This is a genomic window from Pseudomonas sp. URMO17WK12:I6 (assembly GCF_003253625.1).
Lineage (GTDB): Bacteria > Pseudomonadota > Gammaproteobacteria > Pseudomonadales > Pseudomonadaceae > Aquipseudomonas.
Window position 1 is genome coordinate 20,606 of sequence record NZ_QKYZ01000024.1, and the last position, 23,883, is coordinate 44,488.

Genomic DNA, 23,883 nt, shown 5'->3' on the forward strand with positions numbered 1-23,883 from the left:
ATGGCAGTTTCCCTCCCTGCTGAATCAATAGCAGAAGCGCTTTTGTAATACCGAAAAAATCTTACTCTTAACAAACTACTTTAACTTCTGAACGCAGCCTTCTGTGCTGATTCAAGTTATTGAACGAATTCATCCGCCAGATTCTCGTTTCCCCTCCTTTTACACTCCTAAATCTCCGTTCTGTAAGGCTTTTCCTTCTATCCGCGCCTTGACGGTGTGGTGGGCGCATTCCTATAGTGTGCGCAAGTGGCGGAAAGTGGCATGAAGTGGGTTTTTTGAGCGCAAAACGCTAATATTTGGAGAAACGCTGACGTGTTTCGCGGAGCTAACGCTATCAGTCTCGATGCAAAGGGCCGTCTCGCCATGCCGAGCCGGTACCGTGACGAGCTCGTTTCGCGTAGTTCCGGTCAATTAATCGTCACCATCGATGCCGTTGATCCGTGTTTGTGTGTTTATCCCCTCGATGAGTGGGAAATTATCGAAACCAAACTGCGTGCACTGCCTTCGCTTCGCGAAGAAAACCGCCGCCTGCAACGTTTACTGATTGGTAATGCCGTCGACCTCGAGCTCGATGGCAGTGGTCGTTTTCTGGTCCCGCCGCGTCTTCGCGAATATGCCAAGTTGGATAAGCGCGCAATGTTGGTAGGCCAACTGAACAAGTTCCAATTGTGGGACGAGGATGCCTGGAATGCGGTTTCTGCCGCTGACCTGGCTGCTATTCAACAACCGGGCGCCATGCCTGATGAACTGCGTGATTTGATCCTGTGACTATTGATAGCGGCTTTAACCACATCACCGTACTGCTTGACGAAGCCGTCGAGGCTCTCGCCGTACGTCCTGATGGCTGCTATCTGGACGGCACGTTCGGACGCGGCGGACATAGCCGGTTGATTCTCAGCAAGCTCGGGCCCGATGGTCGGTTACTCGGGTTCGACAAAGATCCTCAAGCGATTGCCACCGGGCAAACGCTAGCGGCCGAAGACGGCCGCTTTGTCGTTGTACAGCGCAGCTTTGCCGAGCTCGGTTCGGAAGTCGCCGAACGCGGTCTGGCCGGCAAGGTCAGCGGTGTTCTGCTTGACCTGGGCGTGTCTTCGCCTCAGCTCGACGACCCTGAGCGCGGCTTCAGTTTTCTCAACGACGGCCCGTTGGACATGCGAATGGACCCGTCCCGCGGGATCAGCGCCGCCGAGTTCGTCAATACCGCGCCGGTGGAGGAAATCGCCCGGGTGTTCAAGGAATACGGCGAAGAACGTTTCTCAGGCCGCATGGCGCGTGCCGTGGCCGAACGTCGCGACATCAAGCCGTTCGAGCGCACTGCCGATCTGGCAGAAGTGCTGAAAGTCGCCAACCCTGCATGGGAAAAGGGCAAGAACCCGGCCACCCGTGCATTCCAGGGGCTGCGTATTCACGTCAACAACGAGCTGGGCGATCTGGAAGCCGGTCTCGAAGCCGCTCTGGAGTGCCTGGAAGTCGGCGGTCGCCTGGTGGTGATCAGCTTCCACTCGCTGGAAGACCGCATCGTCAAACTGTTCATGCGCAAACTGGTGAAAGGCGAAGCCGACAACCTGCCGCGCAACTTGCCGGTCCGTCACGTCGCCTTCGAACCGAAAATCAAAGTCCATGGCAAAGCGCAGTCCGCCTCCGAGGCCGAACTCAAAGCCAACCCACGTTCCCGTAGCGCCATCATGCGTGTCGCGGAGAAACTGCGGTGAGCAAGCTTTTCGCCAAACCACTTCCCGGCGGAAGCTTTTTCATGCTGCTGCTGTTTATCGGTGTGCTCGTGTCGGCCATCGGTGTGTCCTATAGCGCCCACTGGAACCGTCAGCTGTTGAATTCGCTGTACAACGAATTGAGCGTGCGCGACAAGGCGCAGGCGGAGTGGGGCCGGTTGATTCTCGAACAAAGCACCTGGACCGCCCACAGCCGTATCGAAGTGTTGGCGACCGAACAACTGAAGATGCGCATTCCTGGCGCTGCTGAAGTGCAGATGGTGGCGCCATGATGAAACTCGAAGGCGCACTCTTCCCGTGGCGATTCCGTCTGGTGCTGGGCTTGCTCGGCATCATGGTGGTGGCGATTTCCTGGCGCATCATTGATCTGCAAGTGGTCGACCGTGACTTCCTTAAAGGTCAGGGCGACGCGCGCAGTGTTCGTCATATTCCAATCCCGGCTCACCGTGGTCTGATCACCGACCGTAACGGCGAGCCGTTGGCCGTGAGTACCCCGGTCACCACCCTGTGGGCCAACGCCAAGGAAATGCAGCTGGCCAAAGAGAAATGGCCGGCACTGGCGGCTGCCTTGGGGCAGGATCCCAAAGCCCTGGCCGAACGTCTCGAAGCCCAGGCCAACAAAGAATTCATCTACCTGGTGCGCGGGCTGACCCCTGAGCAGGGCCAGGCTGTGCTCGATCTGAAAGTGCCGGGCGTTTATGGCATCGAAGAGTTCCGGCGTTTCTACCCGGCGGGTGAAGTCACCGCCCACATGGTCGGCTTTACCGACATCGACGATCACGGACGCGAAGGCGTCGAGCTGGCCTACGACGAATGGCTGGCCGGGGTGCCCGGCAAGCGACAGGTCATCAAGGACCGGCGCGGCCGGCTGATCAAAGATGTCCAGGTCACCAAAAACGCCAAGGCCGGCAAGCCCTTGGCGTTGTCCATTGACCTGCGCCTGCAATACCTGGCCAACCGCGAACTGCGCAACGCGATCATCGAGAACGGCGCCAAGGCCGGTAGCCTGGTGATCATGGACGTGAAGACCGGCGAGATTCTCGCCATGGTCAACCAGCCGACCTACAACCCGAACAACCGTCGCAACCTGCAACCGGCGATGATGCGCAACCGCGCGATGATCGACGTGTTCGAGCCGGGTTCGACCATGAAAGCGATCTCCATGAGCGCCGCGATCGAAACCGGGCGCTGGAAACCGAGCGACACCGTCGAGGTGTACCCGGGCAGTTTGCAGATTGGTAAATACACCATCAAGGACGTATCCAAGACCGAAGGTCCGGTGCTCGACCTGACCGGTATCCTGATCAATTCCAGTAACGTCGGCATGAGTAAGGTCGCGTTCGATATCGGTGGCGAAACGATTTTCCGTCTGGCACAGAAAGTTGGCCTCGGCCAGGACACCGGCTTGGGTTTCCCGGGTGAGCGCGTCGGCAACCTGCCGAACTACCGCGAATGGCGCAAGGCTGAAACCGCCACGCTGTCCTACGGCTACGGTATTTCCGTGACCGCGATCCAGTTGGTCCACGCCTTCTCGGCCCTGGCCAACAATGGTCGCCTCGCGCCGTTGACCCTGATCAAAACCGACAAGGCGCCGCAAACCACTCAGGTGCTGCCAGAAGCCGTCGCGAAAACCATGCAAGGCATGCTGCAACAAGTGATCGAAGCCCCGCGCGGCGTATTCCGTGCGCAGGTGCCGGCGTATCACGTGGGCGGCAAGTCGGGTACTGCGCGTAAGACGTCGGTCGGAACCAAAGGCTACGCCGAGAACTCCTACCGCTCGCTGTTCGCCGGTTTCGGCCCGATGAGCGACCCGCGTTACGCGATCGTGGTGGTGATCGACGAACCGACCAAGGCCGGTTACTTCGGTGGTCTGGTATCGGCGCCGGTGTTCAGCAAAGTGATGTCCGGGACCTTGCGCCTGATGAACATCACCCCGGACAACCTGCCAGCCACTCAACAAGCGAACGCCGCACCGGTCGTTCCGCTGAAAGCTAATGGAGGGCGCGGCTGATGTCGCTGAGCCTGAACAAGATTTTCGCCCACGCCGGCCATGATCTATTGATCCGCGAATTGGCGCTGGACAGCCGTAACGTACGGGCAGGTGATTTGTTCCTTGCGGTCCCTGGTGGCAAGTTCGACGGTCGTGCGCACATCGCCGACGCCTTGCAGCGCGGTGCTGCCGCCGTGGCTTATGAAGTCGAAGGCGCGACCGTGCTGCCGATTACCGACGTGCCGCTGATTCCGGTCAAAGGCCTGGCGGCGCAGCTGTCGGATATCGCCGGGCGCTTTTACGGCGACCCGAGCCGTCACATGAACCTGATCGGCGTGACCGGCACCAACGGTAAAACCAGCGTGACCCAGTTGGTCGCGCAAGCCTTGGATTTGCTCGGTCAACACTGCGGTATCGTTGGCACTTTGGGCTCCGGTTTCCATGGCGCGCTGGAAAGCGGCTTGCACACCACGCCGAACCCGATTGCGCTGCAAGCAACCCTCGCCGACCTGAAAAAGGCCGGTGCCAAAGCCGTGGCCATGGAAGTCTCTTCCCATGGGCTGGATCAGGGCCGCGTAACCGCGCTGGCCTTCGATGTGGCGGTGATGACCAACCTGTCGCGCGATCATCTGGATTACCACGGCACCATGCAGGCCTATGGCGAAACCAAGGCCAAGTTGTTTGCCTGGAATGATCTGAAGTGCCGGGTGGTCAACCTCGACGACGATTTTGGCCGGCAACTGGCGGCTGATGAGGGTGAGTCGCGGCTGATCACTTACAGCCTGGAAGACTCCCGCGCTTACCTGTATTGCCGCGAAGCGCAGTTCAGTGACGAAGGCGTGCGCGCCACGCTGGTTACCCCGCAAGGCGAACACCATTTGCGCAGCACCTTGCTCGGCCGTTTCAACCTGAGCAACGTGTTGGCCGCGGTCGGTGCCTTGCTCGGTCTGGACTATGCGCTGGACGAAATCCTCAACGTGTTGCCAAAGCTCGAAGGTCCGGCCGGTCGCATGCAGCGTCTGGGCGGCGGCACTCAGCCGTTGGTGGTGGTCGATTACGCCCACACGCCGGATGCGCTGGAAAAAGTCTTGATGGCCCTGCGTCCTCACGCCAAAGGCCGGTTGCTGTGCCTGTTCGGTTGCGGCGGTGATCGCGATCGCGGCAAGCGTCCGCTGATGGCTGAAGTGGTCGAGCGTCTGGCCGATGGTGTGCTGGTCACCGACGACAACCCGCGCACCGAAGACCCCGCCGCGATTTTCGACGACATCCGCGCCGGTTTCACCGCTGTGGATAAAGTCACCTTCGTCGCCGGTCGTGGCCAGGCGATTGCCCAGTTGATCGCCAGCGCTTCGGCGGATGACGTGATTGTCTTGGCCGGTAAAGGTCATGAGGACTATCAGGAAATCAATGGCGAACGCCTCGCTTTCTCCGATCTGGTCGAGGCCGATCATGCGCTGACCGCGTGGGAGGTGGCCCATGCTTAAAGCCTTGAAACTGAGCGAACTGACCGGCGCACTGAATGCCCGTCTGATCTCCGTCGATGCCAGCTTCGATGGTGTCAGCATCGACAGCCGCGCGATCAAGCCCGGCCAGCTGTTTATTGCTCTGGCCGGTCCACGTTTCGATGGCCATGACTACCTGAATGACGTCGCCGCCAAAGGCGCCGTGGGTGCACTGGTCGAGCGCGAAGTGGCCGACAGCTCGCTGCCGCAACTGCTGGTCAAGGACACCCGCCAGGCCCTCGGCCAGTTGGGCGCGATCAACCGTGCCGCGTTCACTCAGCCGGTCGCGGCCGTTACCGGCTCCAGCGGCAAGACCACGGTCAAGGAAATGCTGGCGAGCATCCTGCGCACACGCGGTCCGGTGCTGGCGACCCGTGGCAACCTGAACAATGACCTCGGCGCTCCGCTGACCCTGCTCGAACTGGCGCCGGAACACACCGCCGCCGTGATCGAACTCGGCGCTTCGCGCATTGGCGAGATTGCCTACACCGTCGCCATGACCAAACCCCACGTGGCCATCATCAACAACGCCGGGACTGCCCACGTTGGAGAGTTCGGCGGGCCGGAAAAAATCGTCGAAGCCAAGGGCGAGATTCTCGAAGGGCTGGATGCCGATGGCATCGCCGTGCTGAATCTCGACGACAAGGCCTTCGACATCTGGAAGACCCGTGCCGCCGGTCGAAAAGTGCTGACTTTTGCCCTGAGCAACGTCAACGCCGATTTCCATGCCAGCGACCTGGATCGCGATGCCCGCGGTTGCCCGGCGTTCAACCTGCACAGCCCTGAAGGTGTGGAGCGGGTTCAGCTGAATCTGCTCGGCACCCATAACGTCGCCAATGCCATGGCCGCTGCCGCTGCCGCGCATGCCTTGGGTGTGTCGCTGTTCGGCATCGCCACCGGCCTTGGCGCGGTGCAACCGGTCAAGGGACGCACCGTCGCGCAACTGGCGCCTAACGGCATGCGCGTAATCGATGACACATACAACGCGAACCCCACCTCTATGTGCGCCGCCGTTGATATACTCGCCGGCTTTTCCGGCCGCACCGTTTTGGTGCTCGGGGATATCGGCGAGTTGGGCGCGTGGGCAGAGCAGGGGCACCGCGATGTGGGCGATTACGCCCGCGGCAAGGTTTCCGCGCTTTACGCCGTCGGGCCAATGATGGCTCACGCCGTGAACGCTTTCGGCGAGCAGGCCTTTCACTTCAGCACACAGGCTGAACTGATCAAGGCCCTGGAAGCCGAGCAGGACACAAACACTACCTTTTTGATCAAGGGCTCGCGCAGCGCTGCGATGGAAAACATCGTTGCCGCTTTGTGCGGGACCAGTCTGGAGAAACATTAATGCTGCTGCTGCTAGCGGAGTATCTGCAACAGTTCTACAAAGGCTTCGCGGTCTTTCAGTACCTGACCCTGCGCGGGATTCTCGGTGTACTGACCGCGCTGGTCTTGTCGCTGTGCTATGGCCCGTGGATGATCCGCACTCTGCAGAACCGTCAGATCGGTCAATCCGTTCGCAACGACGGCCCGCAATCGCACCTGTCGAAGTCAGGCACCCCGACCATGGGCGGCGCGCTGATTCTTTCCTCCATCGGCGTCAGCACCTTGCTTTGGGCTGACCTGACCAACCGTTACGTTTGGGTCGTGTTGTTGGTGACCCTGCTGTTCGGCGCCATCGGCTGGGTTGACGACTATCGCAAAGTCATCGAGAAAAACTCCCGCGGCCTTCCGAGCCGCTGGAAGTATTTCTGGCAGTCGGTGTTCGGCCTGGGCGCGGCGATCTTCCTTTATATGACTGCCGCGACGCCGGTGGAAACCACCCTGATCCTGCCGATGCTCAAGGACTACAGCATTCCGCTGGGCGCAGGTTTCATCGTCCTGACCTATTTCGTGATTGTCGGCTCGAGCAACGCGGTCAACCTGACCGACGGCCTCGACGGTCTGGCGATCATGCCCACCGTGATGGTCGGCGGCGGCCTGGGGATCTTCTGCTACCTGTCGGGTAACGTGAAGTTCGCCGAATACCTGCTGATTCCTTACGTACCGGGCGCGGGCGAGCTGATTGTGTTCTGCGGCGCCTTGATCGGTGCTGGCCTGGGCTTCCTCTGGTTCAACACCTATCCGGCACAAGTCTTCATGGGCGACGTTGGCGCGCTGGCGCTGGGTGCGGCCCTGGGCACCATCGCAGTGATCGTCCGTCAGGAAATCGTCCTGTTCATCATGGGCGGTGTGTTCGTGATGGAGACCCTGTCAGTCGTCATTCAGGTTGCCTCCTTTAAGCTGACCGGTCGCCGTGTGTTCCGCATGGCACCGATTCACCACCACTTTGAACTCAAGGGCTGGCCCGAGCCGCGCGTGATCGTCCGTTTCTGGATCATCACCGTGATTCTCGTGTTGATCGGCCTTGCCACCCTGAAGCTGAGGTAGAACGAGTGTCTCTGATCGCTTCTGACCACTTCCGCATCGTTGTCGGCCTCGGCAAGAGCGGCATGTCCCTGGTTCGCTTCCTGGCGAACCGGGGCGTGTCGTTTGCTGTCGCCGATACGCGGGAAAATCCACCGGAACTGGCCACGCTCAAGCGTGACTATCCGCACGTGGAAGTGCGTTGTGGCGAGCTGGACGTCGAATTCCTGTGCCGTGCCGACGAGCTCTACGTGAGCCCCGGCCTGGCGCTGGCGACCCCGGCCCTGCAGGCTGCCGCCGCCCGTGGCGTGAAAATGTCCGGAGACATCGAGCTGTTCGCGCGTAACGCGAAAGCGCCGATTGTCGCCATTACCGGTTCCAACGCCAAAAGTACCGTCACCACCCTGGTCGGCGAGATGGCGGCTGCGGCCGGCAAGCGTGTTGCCGTTGGTGGCAACCTCGGCACGCCGGCGCTGGATTTGCTCAGCGACGACATCGAGCTGTACGTGATGGAACTGTCGAGCTTCCAGCTCGAAACCACCGATCAGCTCAACGCCGAAGTGGCGACCGTGCTCAACATCAGTGAAGACCACATGGACCGCTACAGCGGTCTGCCGGCCTATCACTTGGCCAAGCACCGGATCTTCCGGGGCGCCAGGCAGTTTGTGGTCAACCGTCAGGACGCCCTGAGCCGTCCGCTGATGGGTGAAGGTCAGCCGTGCTGGACCTTCGGTTTGAACAAACCCGACTTCAAGGCCTTCGGCATTCGAGAAGAGAGCGGCGAGAAATACCTGGCCTTCGAATTCCAGAACCTGATGCCGGTACGCGAGCTGAAAGTTCGTGGTGCGCATAACCAGTCCAACGCCCTCGCGGCATTGGCGCTCGGTCACGCCGTCGGCCTGCCGTTCGACGCCATGCTTTCAGCCCTGCGCAATTTCGCCGGGCTCGAGCACCGCTGCCAGTGGGTCCGCGACCTTGATGGCGTGAGCTACTACAACGATTCCAAAGCCACCAACGTCGGCGCCGCATTGGCGGCCATCGAGGGCCTGGGGGCGGACATCGACGGCAAGCTTGTGCTGATCGCCGGTGGCGATGGCAAGGGCGCCGAATTCAAGGATTTGCGTGATCCGGTGGCGGCCAACTGCCGCGCCGTCATTTTGATGGGCCGTGATTCCGACAAGATCGGTGAGGCCATCGGCGATGCCGTGCCACTGATTCGCGTCGGCTCGCTGATCGAAGCGGTCGAGCAATGCCGCGCCATCGCCGAAAAGGGCGACGCGGTGCTGCTGTCGCCGGCCTGCGCCAGCTTCGACATGTTCAAGAACTATGAAGACCGTGGTCACCAGTTCGTCCGCGCCGTGGAGGATCTGGCATGAGCTTGAGAAACATCATCAAGCCGTATCCATCGCCGCTGATCACCGGGCGCGGTATCGACCTCGATTTCCCGATGCTCGCCGGTTGCCTGGCACTGCTCGGCCTGGGGCTGATCATGATTGCCTCGGCATCGACCGAGGTGGGGGCGGTGCAGTCGGGCAGCGCCCTGTACTACATGATTCGCCACCTTGTTTACGTTGTGCTGGGCCTGGGTGCCTGCGTCGTCACCATGATGATTCCGATTGCCACCTGGCAACGCTTGGGCTGGCTGATGTTGATTGGTGCATTCGGCTTGCTGGTGATGGTGATCATCCCGGGGATCGGCCGGGAAGTGAACGGTTCGATGCGCTGGATCGGCTTCAGTTTCTTCAACGTTCAGCCTTCCGAGATCGCCAAGGTGTTCGTGGTGATCTACCTCGCCGGTTATCTGGTGCGTCGCCAGAAAGAAGTGCGTGAAAGCTGGATGGGCTTCTTCAAGCCGTTCATCGTGCTGTTGCCAATGGCGGGTCTGTTGCTGATGGAGCCAGACTTCGGTGCCACCGTCGTGATGATGGGGGCAGCTGCGGCGATGCTGTTCCTCGGCGGGGTCGGGCTGTTCCGGTTTTCCCTGATGGTGGTCCTGGCCGTCGCGGCGGTGGTGTTGTTGATTCAGATGCAGCCGTATCGAATGGCGCGTCTGACCAACTTTGCCGATCCGTGGGCCGACCAGTTCGGTGCCGGCTATCAGCTCTCCCAGGCCTTGATCGCTTTCGGTCGCGGCGAATGGCTGGGCGTCGGCCTGGGCAACAGCGTGCAGAAACAGTTCTACCTGCCGGAAGCCCATACCGACTTCGTGTTTTCGGTGCTGGCTGAAGAGCTGGGGGCCGTAGGTTCCTTGTGCACGGTGGCGCTGTTCGTCTTCGTGTGTATTCGTGGCATGTACATCGGCCTGTGGGCCGAGAAAGCCAAACAGTTTTTTGCCGCCTACGTTGCTTACGGCTTGTCGTTCCTGTGGATCGGCCAGTTCCTGATCAACATCGGCGTGAACGTCGGCCTGTTGCCGACCAAAGGTCTGACCCTGCCATTCCTCAGTTATGGCGGCAGTTCGTTGGTTATCTGCTGTGCCTGTCTTGGCTTGTTGCTGCGCATCGAGTGGGAGAGTCGAACCCATTTGGGCAGCGAAGAAATGGAATTCCATGAGAGCGACTTCGCCGAGGAGCCGAACCATGGGCGCTAACGTACTGATCATGGCTGGCGGCACCGGGGGCCATGTGTTCCCGGCACTTTCCTGTGCGCGTGAGTTCCAGGCCCGCGGCTACACCGTGCACTGGCTCGGTACGCCCCGCGGGATCGAAAACGATCTGGTGCCGGCGGCCGGTATTGAATTGCATCGGATCCACGCCAGCGGTTTGCGCGGCAAGGGCAAATTGTCCCTGCTCAAGGCGCCGGTCATGTTGCTCAAGTCGATCTGGCAGGCGCGGGCGATCATTCGTCAGCTGCGGCCAGTCTGTGTGGTCGGCTTTGGTGGTTTTGTGACTGGCCCTGGCGGCGTTGCAGCCAGACTGGCCGGCGTGCCGGTCATCGTTCACGAGCAGAACGCCGTGGCCGGTACCGCCAATCGGTTGCTGGTGCCGTTGGCCGCCCGAGTCTGTGAAGCGTTCCCCGACACCTTTACCCTGTCGGACAGCCGTCGGACCACCGGTAACCCAGTGCGCACCGAGCTGTTCCTCGAAACACCGCGACCTGCCCTGGCCGGTCGCAAGGCGCGTTTGCTGATCCTGGGCGGAAGCCTGGGCGCAGAGCCGTTGAACAAGTTGCTGCCTGAAGCCCTGTCGCAAGTCGCCCCCGACCTGCGCCCGGACGTGTTCCATCAGGCCGGCAAAAACCACGATGAAGTGACTGCAGAGCGCTATCGCGCGGCTGGCGTCGAGGCGCAAGTGCAGCCATTCATCAAAGACATGGCCCAAGCCTATGGCTGGGCCGACCTGGTGGTGTGCCGCGCAGGAGCGCTGACCATCAGTGAACTGGCGGCCGCCGGTCTGCCCTCGATGCTGGTGCCTTTGCCCCACGCGATCGACGATCACCAGACCCGCAACGCCGATTATTTGGCCCGTGAAGGCGCTGCCTTCCTGATGCCGCAAAGAACGACTGGCGCAGCGGACCTTGCCGCTCGCCTGACAGAGGTCTTGATGCAACCGCAACGACTCAACGACATGGCCAGCGCGGCACGCCGCCTGGCCAAACCCGATGCCACTCGTAACGTGGTCGATACTTGCCTTGAGGTGGCCCATGGTTGAGAACAAGAAAGCCATGCCACAACCGGAAATGCGCCGTATCCGTCGTATCCACTTCGTCGGAATCGGCGGTGTGGGTATGTGCGGTATCGCCGAAGTGTTGCTGAACCTGGGCTATCAAGTGTCCGGTTCCGACTTGAAAGCTTCGCCGGTGACCGAGCGCCTGGAATCTTTTGGTGCGCATATTTTCATCGGCCACCGTGCCGAGAATGCCGCAGCCGCCGACGTGCTGGTGGTGTCGAGCGCCGTCAACACGTCCAACCCGGAAGTCGCGACCGCGCTGGAACGCCGGATTCCGGTGGTGCCGCGTGCCGAGATGCTCGCCGAGCTGATGCGCTACCGCCACGGCATCGCCGTCGCCGGTACCCACGGCAAAACCACCACCACCAGCCTGATCGCTTCGGTGTTCGCCGCCGGTGGCCTGGACCCGACGTTCGTCATCGGTGGCCGTCTGAATGCCGCGGGCACCAATGCCCAGCTCGGCACCAGCCGCTACCTGATCGCCGAAGCCGACGAAAGCGATGCCAGCTTCCTGCACTTGCAGCCGCTGGTGGCCGTGGTCACCAACATCGACGCCGACCACATGGCGACCTACGACGGTGACTTCAACAAGCTGAAGAAAACCTTCGTCGAGTTCCTGCACAACCTGCCGTTCTACGGTTTGGCGGTGGTGTGCCTGGACGATCCGGTGGTGCGTGAAATCCTCCCGCTGGTGAAGCGTCCGACGGTCACTTACGGCTTCGGCGATGACGCCGACGTACGCGCCATCAACGTACGCCAACAAGGCATGCAGACTTTCTTCACCGTGCTGCGCCCTGATCGCGAGCCGCTGGATGTCTCGGTGAACATGCCGGGCAACCACAACGTGTTGAACGCGCTGGCGACCATTTGCATCGCCACCGACGAAGGCGTCAGCGATGAAGCCATCGTCCAGGGCCTGTCCGGCTTCCAGGGTGTTGGCCGTCGCTTCCAGGTGTACGGCGAACTGCCGGTCGAAGGCGGCAACGTGATGCTGGTGGACGACTACGGTCACCACCCGACCGAAGTCGCGGCCGTGATCAAAGCCGTGCGCGGTGGCTGGCCGGAGCGCCGTCTGGTGATGGTCTACCAGCCGCACCGTTACAGCCGCACCCGCGACCTGTACGACGATTTCGTCAATGTGCTGGCCGACGCCAACGTGCTGCTGCTAATGGAAGTCTATCCGGCCGGCGAAGAGCCGATTCCGGGCGCCGACAGCCGCAAGCTGTGCAACAGCATCCGTCAGCGCGGTCAGCTCGACCCGATCTACATCGAGCGCGGCATCGATCTCGCGCCGATCGTCAAGCCGCTGCTGCGTGCCGGCGACATTCTGCTGTGCCAGGGCGCCGGTGATATCGGCGGTCTCGCACCCAAACTGTTGAACAGTCCGTTGTTCGCCGGGGCCGTTGCCGCACCGGTAGAGGGGAAGTTGAAATGACTGCTGCTTACGCCAACCTCGTCTCCACTGTAGCGCCGAAGGATTTCGGTCGCGTTGCCGTGCTGTTCGGCGGCAAGAGTGCCGAGCGTGAAGTGTCCCTGAAGTCGGGTAACGCGGTGATCGAAGCACTGCAAAGCGCCGGCGTGGACGCGTTCGGTATTGATGTAGGCGATGACCTGCTGCAACGCTTGCTGAACGAAAAAATCGACCGCGCCTTCATCATCCTCCACGGTCGTGGCGGTGAAGACGGCAGCATGCAGGGCCTGCTCGAATGCGCAGGAATTCCGTACACCGGCAGCGGCATTCTGGCCTCGGCCCTGGCCATGGACAAACTGCGCACCAAGCAGGTCTGGCACAGCCTAGGCATTCCGACGCCACGCCACGCGGTACTGCGCTGCGAGGCCGATTGTATTTCGGCGGCCAAGGAACTGGGCTTCCCGTTGATCGTCAAACCGGCCCATGAAGGTTCCAGTATCGGGATGGCCAAAGTGACGACCGCGCCCGAGTTGATCGAGGCGTGGAAAGCGGCCAGTACCTACGATTCGCAAGTGTTGGTCGAGCAATGGATTCATGGTCCGGAGTTCACCATCGCCACCCTGCGTGACCAGGTGTTGCCACCGATTGCCTTGGGCACGACGCACAGTTTCTACGACTACGACGCCAAGTACATCGCCAACGATACCCAGTACCGCATTCCGTGCGGCCTGGACAGCGACAAAGAAAAGGAACTCATGGACCTCACGGCCAAAGCCTGTGAGGCGCTGGGTATCGCCGGTTGGGGCAGGGCGGACGTGATGCAGGACGCCGACGGGCAGTTCTGGTTCCTGGAAGTCAACACCGCACCGGGCATGACCGATCACAGTCTGGTACCAATGGCGGCCCGTGCCGCCGGCCTGGATTTCCAGCAACTGGTTCTGGCGATTCTGGCCGCAAGCATCGAGCCACGAGGGTAAGACCATGCAAGGCGCACAGCTGAGACATCAGCCCTCCGCACCACCCGGCCGCAAGCCGGTGCCGCGGGGTGCCAGCCGAATGGTGGCCAAAGAGCCGATGTCCGTGCGCCTGCCGAAAGCCAACTTCGGTTTTCTGAAAAGCCTGTTCTGGCCCGTGTTGCTGGTGGCGTTGGGGTTCGGTACTTACGAAGGCGCACAGCGTTTGCTGCCGTACGCCGACCGGCCGATCACCAAAATCGCCGTGCAGGGCGACTTGAGTTACATCAGCCAGCAAGCGGTGCAGCAGCGGATCGCCCCGTACGTGGCGTCGAGCTTCTTCACCATCGACCTGGCGAGCATGCGCACCGAGCTTGAACAGATGCCATGGATTGCCCACGCCGAAGTGCGTCGGGTGTGGCCGGATCAGGTAGTGATTCGCCTGGAAGAACAACTGCCGGTGGCCCGTTGGGGCGATGAGTCGCTGTTGAATAACCAGGGACAGGCGTTCACCCCGCGCGAGCTGGCGAACTACGAACACTTGCCACAGCTGTTCGGCCCGCAGCGGGCCCAGCAACAAGTGATGCAGCAATACCAGGTGCTGAGCCAGATGCTCAGGCCATTGGGCTTCTCGATTGCACGCCTGGAGTTGCGTGAACGAGGCAGCTGGTTCCTGACCACCGGCGCAGGCAGCGCCGGTCCCGGAATCGAACTGCTGCTGGGACGCGGCAACCTGGTGGAAAAGATGCGCCGCTTCATTGCCATCTATGACAAGACGCTCAAAGAGCAGATTACGAACATTGCGCGCATCGATCTGCGCTACGCCAACGGCCTTGCCGTTGGCTGGCGGGAACCTGTAGCGCCGACGACAGCCCAACCCGCTGTCGCAAAGAATTAAGAAGAGGCAGGACCCATGGCAAACGTGCAAAGCGGCAAAATGATCGTCGGTCTCGATATCGGCACCTCCAAGGTGGTGGCGCTGGTCGGCGAGGTCGCGGACGACGGCACGCTCGAAATCGTCGGGATCGGTACACATCCGTCCCGCGGCCTGAAAAAAGGCGTAGTGGTGAACATCGAGTCCACCGTCCAGTCGATCCAGCGCGCTATCGAAGAAGCGCAGCTGATGGCCGGTTGCCGGATCCACTCGGCGTTCGTCGGCGTGGCCGGCAATCACATCCGCAGCCTGAACTCCCACGGCATCGTGGCGATTCGTGATCGCGAAGTCAGCTCCGCCGACCTTGAACGCGTCCTCGACGCCGCCCAGGCTGTGGCAATCCCGGCTGACCAGCGCGTGCTGCACACCCTGCCGCAGGATTATGTGATCGATAACCAGGAAGGCGTGCGCGAGCCGCTGGGCATGTCCGGCGTGCGTCTGGAAGCCAAGGTTCACGTGGTCACCTGCGCCGTCAACGCCGCACAGAACATTGAAAAGTGCGTGCGTCGCTGCGGCCTGGAAATCGACGACATCATTCTCGAGCAACTGGCTTCGGCGTATTCGGTGCTGACCGACGACGAGAAAGAACTGGGCGTGTGCCTGGTGGACATCGGCGGCGGTACCACCGACATCGCGATCTTCACCGAAGGCGCGATCCGCCACACCGCAGTGATCCCGATTGCGGGCGACCAGGTGACCAACGACATCGCGATGGCGTTGCGCACCCCGACCCAGTACGCCGAAGAAATCAAGATTCGCTATGCCTGCGCCCTGGCCAAACTGGCCGGTGCCGGCGAAACCATCAAGGTACCGAGTGTCGGCGACCGTCCACCGCGCGAACTGTCCCGCCAGGCCCTGGCCGAAGTGGTCGAGCCGCGTTACGACGAGCTGTTCACCCTGATCCAGGCCGAACTGCGTCGCAGCGGCTATGAAGACCTGATCCCGGCCGGCATCGTGCTGACCGGCGGTACGTCGAAGATGGAAGGCGCGGTCGAACTGGCCGAAGAGATCTTCCACATGCCGGTTCGCCTGGGCGTGCCCCATGGCGTCAAGGGCCTGGACGACGTGGTCCGCAACCCGATCTATTCCACCGGCGTTGGCCTGTTGATGTACGGCCTGCAGAAGCAGTCCGACGGGATTTCGTTCTCGGGCATCGGCAGCCGCGACAGCTACAGCAATGACGAACCGAAAGCCGCTCTGCTCGATCGCATCAAGAGCTGGGTACAAGGCAATTTCTAAAGCTTTACCGCAACACCGCTTCAAAAGCAGTAGGCGAAAAAACTAGAGAATGTAAGGAGAGGGAAAATGTTCGAACTCGTAGACAACATCCCCGCAAGCCCGGTTATTAAAGTTATCGGTGTTGGCGGAGGCGGCGGCAACGCTGTCAATCACATGGTCAAGAGCAACATTGAAGGCGTTGAATTCATCTGCGCCAACACTGATGCCCAAGCGCTGAAAAGCATCAGCGCGCGCACCATTCTGCAACTGGGTACCAGCGTGACCAAAGGTCTGGGCGCCGGCGCCAACCCTGAAGTAGGTCGTCAGGCCGCTCTCGAAGACCGTGAGCGCATTGCCGAAGTCCTGCAGGGCACCAACATGGTGTTCATCACGACCGGCATGGGCGGCGGTACCGGTACCGGTGCAGCGCCAATCATTGCTGAAGTGGCCAAGGAAATGGGGATCCTCACCGTTGCGGTGGTGACCCGTCCGTTCCCGTTCGAAGGCCGCAAGCGCATGCAGCTCGCCGACGAAGGTATCCGTCTGCTGTCTGAAAGCGTCGACTCGTTGATCACCATTCCCAACGAGAAGCTGCTGACCATCCTCGGTAAAGACGCAAGCCTCCTGTCGGCTTTCGCCAAGGCCGACGATGTACTGGCCGGCGCCGTTCGCGGTATCTCCGACATCATCAAGCGTCCGGGCATGATCAACGTCGACTTCGCCGACGTACGTACCGTGATGAGCGAAATGGGCATGGCGATGATGGGCACTGGCTGCGCCAGCGGTCCGAACCGTGCACGTGAAGCGACCGAAGCGGCCATTCGCAACCCGCTGCTCGAAGACGTGAACCTGCAAGGTGCACGCGGCATCCTGGTGAATATCACCGCCGGTCCTGACCTGTCTCTGGGTGAGTACTCCGACGTGGGTAGCATCATCGAAGCTTTCGCTTCCGAGCACGCAATGGTCAAGGTCGGTACCGTTATCGATCCGGACATGCGCGACGAACTGCACGTGACCGTGGTTGCCACTGGTCTGGGCGCCAAAATCGAGAAGCCTGTGAAGGTCATCGACAATACCGTTCACACCTCGATGGCCTCCCAGCCACAACAACAAGCCCCTGTTCGTCAGGAACAGCCAGCGGTGAATTACCGTGACCTGGACCGTCCGACCGTCATGCGCAACCAGGCTCAGGCCGGTGCTGCGACTGCCGCGAAGATGAACCCGCAAGATGATCTGGACTACCTGGACATCCCGGCTTTCCTGCGTCGTCAGGCCGATTGATGAAATGTATCAGGGGTATTAGGGTGATTGGTGTTCAGCAAAGGTCTGGTCTGCTATCATCGCCAGCCTTTGTTGATACCAGTTCGCAATTTGCGCTGAAGCGGCCCATGCCATGATTAAACAACGCACCCTGAAGAATATTATCCGTGCCACAGGTGTCGGCCTGCACTCCGGGGAGAAGGTCTACCTGACCCTCAAGCCAGCGCCTGTCGATACCGGCATTGTGTTTTGTCGTGCTGACCTCGACCCTGTGGTGCAGATTCCTGCCCGCGCGGAAAACGTTGGCGAAACCACTATGTCGACCACGCTTGTTAACGGTGACGTCAAAGTGGACACGGTGGAGCACCTGCTCTCGGCCATGGCTGGCCTGGGCATCGATAACGCCTACGTCGAGCTCTCCGCGTCCGAAGTCCCGATCATGGATGGTAGCGCTGGCCCCTTCGTATTCCTGATTCAATCGGCCGGCCTGGAAGAGCAGGACGCCGCCAAGAAGTTCATCCGGATCCTGCGGGAAGTGACAGTGGAAGACGGCGACAAGCGCGCCACTTTCGTCCCTTTCGAAGGTTTCAAAGTGAGCTTCGAGATCGATTTCGATCACCCGGTTTTCCGTGACCGCACACAAAGTGCAAGCGTGGATTTTTCCAGCACTTCGTTCGTAAAAGAAGTCAGCCGCGCGCGTACCTTTGGTTTCATGAGTGATATCGAGTACCTGCGCAAGCACAACCTCGCACTCGGCGGCAGCGTTGAAAACGCAATTGTGGTCGACGCGGATGGTGTACTGAACGAAGACGGCCTTCGCTATGAAGACGAATTCGTGAAGCACAAAATCCTCGATGCGATTGGTGACCTCTACCTGCTGGGCAATAGCCTGATTGGTGAGTTCAAGGGCTTCAAGTCCGGACACGCATTGAACAACCAGCTGCTGCGCAAGTTGATTGAGCAGACAGATGCTTGGGAAGTCGTGACGTTCGAAGACGCCAGCACCGCACCGATCTCTTACATGCGTCCTGTTGCGGCCGTGTAAGCAAAAAACCTCTCTAGTTTTTTAAAGGCTACCTTCGGGTGGCCTTTTTTTATGCCAGCGGGAACGATCAATCCGCAGCGACCACCCGGTTCCGCCCGTTTTCCTTGGCCTGATACAGCGCCTTGTCCGCTGCAAACAGCAACTGTTCCAGGCTGATGTCGGTTGCTGTCGTCCAGGTACTGATACCAATACTGACAGTAATCGGTGACACATCACCTCCCACCAACGGCAATTGCTCCACCGCCATACGGATTTTTTCGGCAATCTGTCGGGCTCCGGCGCTGTCGGTTTCAGCCAGGATCACTGAAAACTCCTCGCCACCATACCGGGCGACCAGGTCCGCCGGCCGTCGAACATGGGTGTCGATCACCTTGGCCACCGAGCGCAAGGCATCGTCGCCCCCTCGGTGGCCGTGGCGATCATTGAACGCCTTGAAATGATCGATATCGATCATCAATAGCGACAACGGCTGACCGGAACGCTGGGCACGAAACCATTCATGGTGCAGAGCCTGATCCAGGCTTCGGCGATTGGCCAGACCGGTCAAGGGGTCGGTGGCGGCCAGTTGTGCCAGCTCCTGCTCGGCACTTTGGCGTCGACGCAGCTCCCGGCAGAGCAACCAGGTCAGCCACAGCAGGCTCACGCACAGGGCAACGGTCGCAGAAGTGACTACCACCGCGGTGCGCTTCCAGGCCGCAAAGACTTCATCGCTGGACAGCGCAACGATGACGATCAACGGCAAATTCCCGACCTTGGAGAAGGTGTACAAGCGCTCATCGTTGTATCGACTGGACATGCCGGTGAAGCTGCCGTTGCCTTCTTTGACGATGCGCTGGAAATTGGGGCGGTTGCTGAAATCCTTGCCGATCAGCTCTTCGGCCAGGTGGGGTTGGTGGGCCAGGAGAATCCCGTCCTTGCTGATCAGGCTGACCGTACTGTCGCGGCCGATGCTCAAGCTGTTGAACAACTGATCGAAGTAGCTCAAATGCATGGCGGCCTCGGCCACGCCGAGGAACTCACCCTGGGTGCCGTTCACCCGGCGGCTGAAACTGATCCGCCAATCCTGTTCCGGCGGCCGGGCCTTGAAAGGGCGACTGATGAACATGCCCGGGTCCGGATTGTTGATGTGGGCCTGGAAGTATTCGCGATCGGCAAAGTTGCCCTTTCTGGGCTCCACCGAGGCCGAGTCGGCGATCACATAGCCCTTGTTGTCGAGCAACAAGATGTTGCCCTTGTACGGCGCGGCAGTGGCGCGGTCGAAATAGGCCAGGTGACGAATGGCTGGGGAAACGCTCTTGAGGTCTTCCCGCTGGGAGGCAGCGATCAAACCCAGCAGGGACACGTCATAGAGTTCGACATTGCGCAGCACGTCGGCGTCGATCAATTGCACGATATTGTTGGCGGCGCGAGCGGCGGACAATTTGGCATTGGCGTGTTCGCGGATCAGCAGGAACGCGACGATGCTCAGTATTGCAATCACCAACAACACACTACTGAGAACCAGAAGCCGCTCCGAGCGTGTCGAACGGATCGGATCACGGGATTTCGCACTGTTCACACTCATGGTTCTGACTTCTGCAAATAAGGCGTTATGAAAGTGCTTTTACAACAATCGGGCAGAGTCCCAGAAACCGGTCGCGTCCTGCGCGCCTATATAAATCCCGGATAATAAAAAGGCCAGCAAAACATGCTGGCCTTTTGCTAATTGAAGCTTAGAAGACATTCACCGGGTAGTCGACAATTACCCGGTATTCATCCGTGTCCTGATCCACCGCACCGTAACCGTTGCCGCCACGGTTAGACGCCCATTGCAGACGCATCGCCAGGTCTTTGGCCTTGCCACCCTGGACCACGTACTTGAGCTCGATGTCTCGTTCCCGATGCCTGGCGTTTCTGCCGTCGGCGCTGTGCCACGAGGCGTAGCCGCGGCTGTCCGGATCGACCTTGGTCAGGTCCAGTTCACCCCGTGAGTAGGACACCGCCGAGGTCAGGCCGGGCATGTCGAGGCCAGCAAAGTCGTAGGCGTACTTGAGTTTCCACGAGCGCTCATTCGGACCGTTGAAGTCCGAATACTGCTGGGAGTTGTCGAGATAAATGCTGTCGGCCTGGCTGATGTAATCGAACGGCGTGTTGCCGTTGACCCGCTGGTAGGCGGCGGTGACGCTGTGATGGCCCACGTCGACGGTGAAATGCAGGCTGTAGGTGTTGTTGTCGATGTTGCCCAGCAGTGCATCGCCGGTGTCTTGCGTGTGATAGAAGTGCAGGCCCGGGTTGAGGCTGACCAAGTCATTCAGCGCATAGGTGTAATCCAGGTCGTAGTAGTACTGGTTCCAGATGTCCTTGAGTTCGGCCGCATACAGGCTGCTGGTCAGGCCCGGTAGGCCGCTCCAGGCCACGCCGGCCCAATTCAGATGCCGGCTTTCATCGCCGTCGGCCAGGCTGCCATAGGACGTGCCGATGCGGGTGTGGCCGCTTTGGTTGTAGAGTTTGGTGAAGCTGGCCTGACCGCCCTCGATCATCAACCCGTCGACACTGTGGTTGGTCAGGCTGACGCCGCGAAAGGTCTGCGGCAGCATGCGGGTTTCGCCACCGGCGATCACCGGGTTGGCAAGGAACAGGTCGCCGGCCTTCAATTCGGTATCGAAGGCACGCATTTTCAGGGTGCCGCCAGCCGTGGAAAACGAGCCCGGTGCCTTGCCGTTGCCATCGCTGATCGGCAGGATGCTCGACCCGTCGGTGCCACCACCGCCGTCGAGCTTGAGCCCGAGCATCGCGTGGGCATCAACGCCGAAACCGATGGTGCCCTGGCTGAATCCCGATTCGAAGCGGCCAAGAAAGCCCTGACCCCACTCGATGTTGTCATCGGCCTTTTGCAGGCGATTGCGGTTCATGTAGTAGTTGCGGGCATTGAGGTTGAGGCTCGCCCCATCGACAAAGCCTTCGCGGCTGGATTCGTCATCGGCCTGCGCGTTGTTGGCCATCGTTGCAGTGATTGCAATGAACAGCGGACTGAATCTGAGAGGGAAACGCACGTGCGGTAAAGCTCCTTGGGTCAACTAATTACTTCATTGTTTTGAAGTGCGGATGTTTGTTGTCAGGGAAGATGAACTGAAGGGGTTTAAAACCACCACGAAAAAAAGCCGCTGATAGCAGCGGCTTTGAAGACAACTTTTCAAAGGGAAGAGCCGATGAAAAGTGTCGAGGGAAACAGAGCGATACGTATGGATCAGCTGTCTTTCTCAACCCGTGGCTGGGCTTGAGTACTCGACGCTTGAGGGGTTTGCGCAGCCTCTTGGGCCTTGGCTGTCAGTTCGTTTTGATACTGTTCGTAGGCCTTGGCGCGTTCGGCATTTTGTGCGACGAATGTCTGCGACTCTTCAGCCATGGCGAACGGAGACAGGAACAGGGACGACAAAACGAAAGCGCTGGCAATACCCATACTGTTGGACATCTTTTGAACCTTCTTGCTTGGCAAGTGCTGTTTGATGGGGCAACGATAAGGGGCTTGGGCGAGGGGAAAAAGAGTGGATTGCATAAATGACTGTTGCGCTAAAAGTAATAGTCCGCAGTTGCAAGTGGTTTGGCTTTTTTTGTGGCGAGGGAGCTTGCTCCCGCTCGGCTGCGCAGCAGTCGTAATCGGAGTATGTGGCCTGTCTGATTGAATGTAGTCGTATTTTTGGGGCCGCTTCGCAGCCCAGCGCGAGCAAGCTCGCTCGCCACAGGGAGTGGGGGGTCAGACTGGAAGATGAATGCCGAAGGTATTCATCCCATGATCACTGCGCACAAACACATCCCCGCCATGCATCAGCGCAATCGCCTTGACGATCGCCAACCCCAGGCCATGGTTGTTGCCACTGTTACTGCGTGACGCATCAACCCGGTAGAAACGTTCGAACAGGCGCGGCAGATGCTCATTGGCAATCGGCGACCCCGGGTTGGCGACGCCGATGCTTACTTGGTGCTCCTCGACTTCGATCCGCACCTGAATCACTTGCCCAGGCGCGGTGTGCTGCACCGCGTTGCTCAGCAAGTTGATCAACGCCCGGCGCAGATGTGCGATCTCGATTCGCACCTGCGCGTCGCCACTGACCTCGACCTGAACCTGTGCATCCTCAAGAATGAAATCCAGATATTCCAGCGTCGTCGCCACTTCGTCGGCCAGTGAGGTGGACGTCAGTTGGGTGGCCTTGCTGCCTTGGTCGGCGCTGGCGAGGAACAGCATGTCATTGATGATCGAGCGCAGCCGTTCAAGCTCTTCAAGGTTCGATTGCAGCACTTCGAAATAGTGTTCGGCTGAACGCCCGCGTGTCAGTGCAACCTGGGTCTGACCGATCAGGTTGGTCAGCGGCGAGCGCAGTTCATGGGCCACGTCGGCATTGAACGATTCCAGCCGCGAGTAGGCCTGTTCCACCCGTTCCAGCGTGGCGTTGAACGAACTGACGAACTGATCGAGCTCCGGGGGCAATGGCGACAGTTGCAGGCGCCCGGACAGCCTCGGTGGTGCCAGGCGCTGGGCTTCCTGCGACAACTTGATCAGTGGTTTGAGGCCGATCCGCGCCACCCAGTAACCGAGTAGCGAGGCCAGCAATACCCCAATGATCGCCAGGCTGATCAGGGCGATCAGCAAGTGGTGCTGCGTCTCGTAAAAGGTTTCGGTGTCGATGCCGATCATGAAGCGCAGCGGTGGGCGCTGGTCCTTGGCTGGCAACTCGGTTAGCAGCACTTTCAGCGGGTACGGATGGTCGGGTAATTCCATGTCGCGCATGCCCAATGGGCCTTGGGCGAACGCGCGGATCGACGCGTCGGGTTGGCCGTATTCATAACCGGGATTACCGCTGACCACCCAAAAGCGAATGCGCTTGTCTTCTTCGCTCAGCAGCTTGAGCTTGGCGTTGATCTTCACCCAATGCTCGGGCGTGCCGTAACGGTTGAGCGCCGATTCGAGCACGCTGTAGCGGGCATCGAGCTCGGCTTCGGGCAGCAGGCCCAAGCCCTTGTCGACCTGTTGATACAGCGCACCGCCGATCAACAGAAACACCAGCAGCGCCACCAGCGTAAACATCCCGCTCAGGCGCAGCGCGATGGAATTACTGGACACCACGGCTCTCCAGCACATAACCCATGCCCCGAATGGTGTGCAGCAATTTCTCGTCGAACGGCCCGTCGAGCTTGGCCCGCAGGCGTTTGATCGCGACTTCGACCACGTTGGCGTCGCTGTCGAAATTAATGTCCCAGACCATCTCGGCGATGGCGGTTTTCGAGAGGATTTCCCCTTGTCGCCGCGCCAGTACGCTGAGCAGCGAGAATTCCTTGGCGGTCAGGTCCAGGCGGGTGCCGGCGCGGGTGGCTTTGCGGCTGATCAAATCTATCCACAGGTCGGCGATGCTCACCTGCACCGGCTCATGGCCACCGCTGCGCCGGGTCAGCGCTTGCAAACGCGCCACCAGTTCGAGGAAGGAAAACGGTTTGCCGAGGTAATCGTCCGCGCCATCGCGCAAGCCTTTGATGCGATCTTCTACCCGCTCGCGGGCGGTGAGCATGATCACCGGGGTTTGCTTGCGCGCACGCAATGCGCGCAGCACGCCGAAACCGTCGAGGCCCGGCAGCATGACGTCGAGGACAATCACCGCGTAGTCATTTTCCAGCGCCAGGTGCAGGCCTTCGACGCCATCGCGGGCCACGTCCACGGTGTAACCCTGTTCCGTCAGACCGCGGTGCAGATAATCCGCGGTTTTTTCCTCGTCTTCGATAATCAGAACGCGCATGACCCCG

Annotated in this window: 21 protein-coding genes; 16 read left to right on the forward strand and 5 right to left on the reverse strand. The window is 60.2% G+C overall.

Annotated features, from left to right (window positions below):
• Positions 1 to 312 precede the first annotated feature (312 nt).
• The 16 genes from mraZ to lpxC all read left to right on the forward strand — a co-directional run bounded on the left by mraZ (position 313) and on the right by lpxC (position 18,111).
• Positions 313 to 768 carry a division/cell wall cluster transcriptional repressor MraZ gene (gene mraZ, locus F475_RS28235; protein WP_003205355.1) on the forward strand — a complete coding sequence of 152 codons (456 nt, stop codon included), beginning with the start codon at positions 313 to 315 and terminating at the stop codon, positions 766 to 768.
• Positions 765 to 1,712 (forward strand): 16S rRNA (cytosine(1402)-N(4))-methyltransferase RsmH, encoded by a 948-nt coding sequence (gene rsmH, locus F475_RS28240; protein WP_018930127.1) that lies wholly within the window; start codon positions 765 to 767, stop codon positions 1,710 to 1,712. Before mraZ ends, rsmH begins: the two co-directional genes overlap by 4 nt.
• The gene (gene ftsL, locus F475_RS28245; protein WP_003205353.1) at positions 1,709 to 2,002 is read left to right on the forward strand and encodes a cell division protein FtsL; all 294 of its coding nucleotides are present in this window, start codon (positions 1,709 to 1,711) and stop codon (positions 2,000 to 2,002) included. The genes rsmH and ftsL overlap by 4 nt, the downstream gene beginning before the upstream one ends.
• Positions 2,002 to 3,741 carry a penicillin-binding protein 2 gene (locus F475_RS28250; protein WP_018930129.1) on the forward strand — a complete coding sequence of 580 codons (1,740 nt, stop codon included), beginning with the start codon at positions 2,002 to 2,004 and terminating at the stop codon, positions 3,739 to 3,741. The genes ftsL and F475_RS28250 overlap by 1 nt, the downstream gene beginning before the upstream one ends.
• Positions 3,741 to 5,204 (forward strand): UDP-N-acetylmuramoyl-L-alanyl-D-glutamate--2,6-diaminopimelate ligase, encoded by a 1,464-nt coding sequence (locus tag F475_RS28255; RefSeq protein ID WP_018930130.1) that lies wholly within the window; start codon positions 3,741 to 3,743, stop codon positions 5,202 to 5,204. The genes F475_RS28250 and F475_RS28255 overlap by 1 nt, the downstream gene beginning before the upstream one ends.
• Positions 5,197 to 6,564 (forward strand): UDP-N-acetylmuramoyl-tripeptide--D-alanyl-D-alanine ligase, encoded by a 1,368-nt coding sequence (murF, locus tag F475_RS28260; RefSeq protein ID WP_028939846.1) that lies wholly within the window; start codon positions 5,197 to 5,199, stop codon positions 6,562 to 6,564. The genes F475_RS28255 and murF overlap by 8 nt, the downstream gene beginning before the upstream one ends.
• Positions 6,564 to 7,646 (forward strand): phospho-N-acetylmuramoyl-pentapeptide-transferase, encoded by a 1,083-nt coding sequence (gene mraY / locus F475_RS28265; RefSeq protein ID WP_008016698.1) that lies wholly within the window; start codon positions 6,564 to 6,566, stop codon positions 7,644 to 7,646. The genes murF and mraY overlap by 1 nt, the downstream gene beginning before the upstream one ends.
• A 5-nt stretch (positions 7,647 to 7,651) precedes the next feature.
• Entirely contained in the window at positions 7,652 to 8,998 is a 1,347-nt protein-coding gene (gene murD, locus F475_RS28270; RefSeq protein ID WP_064616203.1) for a UDP-N-acetylmuramoyl-L-alanine--D-glutamate ligase, read from the forward strand.
• On the forward strand, positions 8,995 to 10,212 hold the full coding sequence (ftsW, locus tag F475_RS28275) for a putative lipid II flippase FtsW (protein ID WP_064616204.1): 1,218 nt from the start codon (positions 8,995 to 8,997) through the stop codon (positions 10,210 to 10,212). The genes murD and ftsW overlap by 4 nt, the downstream gene beginning before the upstream one ends.
• Positions 10,202 to 11,272, forward strand: coding sequence for an undecaprenyldiphospho-muramoylpentapeptide beta-N-acetylglucosaminyltransferase (murG, locus tag F475_RS28280; protein ID WP_018930134.1), 1,071 nt, complete (start codon positions 10,202 to 10,204; stop codon positions 11,270 to 11,272). Before ftsW ends, murG begins: the two co-directional genes overlap by 11 nt.
• Positions 11,265 to 12,725: a UDP-N-acetylmuramate--L-alanine ligase gene (gene murC / locus F475_RS28285; RefSeq protein ID WP_018930135.1), complete on the forward strand. Its 1,461-nt coding sequence runs from the start codon at positions 11,265 to 11,267 to the stop codon at positions 12,723 to 12,725. The genes murG and murC overlap by 8 nt, the downstream gene beginning before the upstream one ends.
• On the forward strand, positions 12,722 to 13,678 hold the full coding sequence (locus F475_RS28290; RefSeq protein ID WP_111455299.1) for a D-alanine--D-alanine ligase: 957 nt from the start codon (positions 12,722 to 12,724) through the stop codon (positions 13,676 to 13,678). Before murC ends, F475_RS28290 begins: the two co-directional genes overlap by 4 nt.
• A gap of 4 nt (positions 13,679 to 13,682) precedes the next feature.
• Positions 13,683 to 14,552 carry a cell division protein FtsQ/DivIB gene (locus F475_RS28295; RefSeq protein WP_007939848.1) on the forward strand — a complete coding sequence of 290 codons (870 nt, stop codon included), beginning with the start codon at positions 13,683 to 13,685 and terminating at the stop codon, positions 14,550 to 14,552.
• Positions 14,553 to 14,567: 15 nt separating this feature from the next.
• Entirely contained in the window at positions 14,568 to 15,827 is a 1,260-nt protein-coding gene (gene ftsA / locus F475_RS28300; RefSeq protein WP_007939849.1) for a cell division protein FtsA, read from the forward strand.
• A 66-nt stretch (positions 15,828 to 15,893) separates the two neighbouring features.
• A complete protein-coding gene (ftsZ, locus tag F475_RS28305) occupies positions 15,894 to 17,087 on the forward strand; it encodes a cell division protein FtsZ (RefSeq protein WP_007939850.1) in 1,194 nt (397 codons plus the stop codon).
• Between the two features lie 112 nt (positions 17,088 to 17,199).
• Entirely contained in the window at positions 17,200 to 18,111 is a 912-nt protein-coding gene (gene lpxC, locus F475_RS28310; protein WP_007939852.1) for a UDP-3-O-acyl-N-acetylglucosamine deacetylase, read from the forward strand.
• A gap of 67 nt (positions 18,112 to 18,178) precedes the next feature.
• Here lpxC and F475_RS28315 read toward each other — a convergent pair whose 3' ends face one another.
• From F475_RS28315 to F475_RS28335, 5 genes are all read right to left on the reverse strand, one after another.
• Positions 18,179 to 19,675, reverse strand: coding sequence for a sensor domain-containing diguanylate cyclase (locus F475_RS28315; RefSeq protein WP_111455300.1), 1,497 nt, complete (start codon positions 19,673 to 19,675; stop codon positions 18,179 to 18,181).
• Positions 19,676 to 19,823: 148 nt separating this feature from the next.
• Positions 19,824 to 21,143 carry an OprD family porin gene (locus F475_RS28320; protein WP_111455301.1) on the reverse strand — a complete coding sequence of 440 codons (1,320 nt, stop codon included), beginning with the start codon at positions 21,141 to 21,143 and terminating at the stop codon, positions 19,824 to 19,826.
• Between the two features lie 194 nt (positions 21,144 to 21,337).
• Complete coding sequence (locus tag F475_RS28325; protein ID WP_064616208.1) at positions 21,338 to 21,562, reverse strand: hypothetical protein; 225 nt, start codon at positions 21,560 to 21,562, stop codon at positions 21,338 to 21,340.
• 282 nt (positions 21,563 to 21,844) lie between these two features.
• Positions 21,845 to 23,209, reverse strand: coding sequence for a heavy metal sensor histidine kinase (locus F475_RS28330; RefSeq protein WP_018930140.1), 1,365 nt, complete (start codon positions 23,207 to 23,209; stop codon positions 21,845 to 21,847).
• Positions 23,199 to 23,876, reverse strand: coding sequence for a heavy metal response regulator transcription factor (locus F475_RS28335; protein ID WP_018930141.1), 678 nt, complete (start codon positions 23,874 to 23,876; stop codon positions 23,199 to 23,201). Before F475_RS28335 ends, F475_RS28330 begins: the two co-directional genes overlap by 11 nt.
• Positions 23,877 to 23,883: the final 7 nt, after the last annotated feature.

Bases quoted from the DNA above. Each gene is read 5' to 3' on its own strand.
- F475_RS28250 (WP_018930129.1), top strand. From the start codon at position 2,002: ATGAAACTCGAAGGCGCACTCTTCCCGTGGCGATTCCGTCTGGTGCTG.
- F475_RS28255 (WP_018930130.1), top strand. From the start codon at position 3,741: ATGTCGCTGAGCCTGAACAAGATTTTCGCCCACGCCGGCCATGATCTA.
- murF (WP_028939846.1), top strand. From the start codon at position 5,197: ATGCTTAAAGCCTTGAAACTGAGCGAACTGACCGGCGCACTGAATGCC.
- mraY (WP_008016698.1), top strand. From the start codon at position 6,564: ATGCTGCTGCTGCTAGCGGAGTATCTGCAACAGTTCTACAAAGGCTTC.
- ftsW (WP_064616204.1), top strand. From the start codon at position 8,995: ATGAGCTTGAGAAACATCATCAAGCCGTATCCATCGCCGCTGATCACC.
- murG (WP_018930134.1), top strand. From the start codon at position 10,202: ATGGGCGCTAACGTACTGATCATGGCTGGCGGCACCGGGGGCCATGTG.
- murC (WP_018930135.1), top strand. From the start codon at position 11,265: ATGGTTGAGAACAAGAAAGCCATGCCACAACCGGAAATGCGCCGTATC.
- F475_RS28290 (WP_111455299.1), top strand. From the start codon at position 12,722: ATGACTGCTGCTTACGCCAACCTCGTCTCCACTGTAGCGCCGAAGGAT.
- F475_RS28295 (WP_007939848.1), top strand. From the start codon at position 13,683: ATGCAAGGCGCACAGCTGAGACATCAGCCCTCCGCACCACCCGGCCGC.
- ftsA (WP_007939849.1), top strand. From the start codon at position 14,568: ATGGCAAACGTGCAAAGCGGCAAAATGATCGTCGGTCTCGATATCGGC.
- ftsZ (WP_007939850.1), top strand. From the start codon at position 15,894: ATGTTCGAACTCGTAGACAACATCCCCGCAAGCCCGGTTATTAAAGTT.
- lpxC (WP_007939852.1), top strand. From the start codon at position 17,200: ATGATTAAACAACGCACCCTGAAGAATATTATCCGTGCCACAGGTGTC.
- F475_RS28315 (WP_111455300.1), bottom strand. From the start codon at position 19,675: ATGAGTGTGAACAGTGCGAAATCCCGTGATCCGATCCGTTCGACACGC.
- F475_RS28325 (WP_064616208.1), bottom strand. From the start codon at position 21,562: ATGTCCAACAGTATGGGTATTGCCAGCGCTTTCGTTTTGTCGTCCCTG.
- F475_RS28335 (WP_018930141.1), bottom strand. From the start codon at position 23,876: ATGCGCGTTCTGATTATCGAAGACGAGGAAAAAACCGCGGATTATCTG.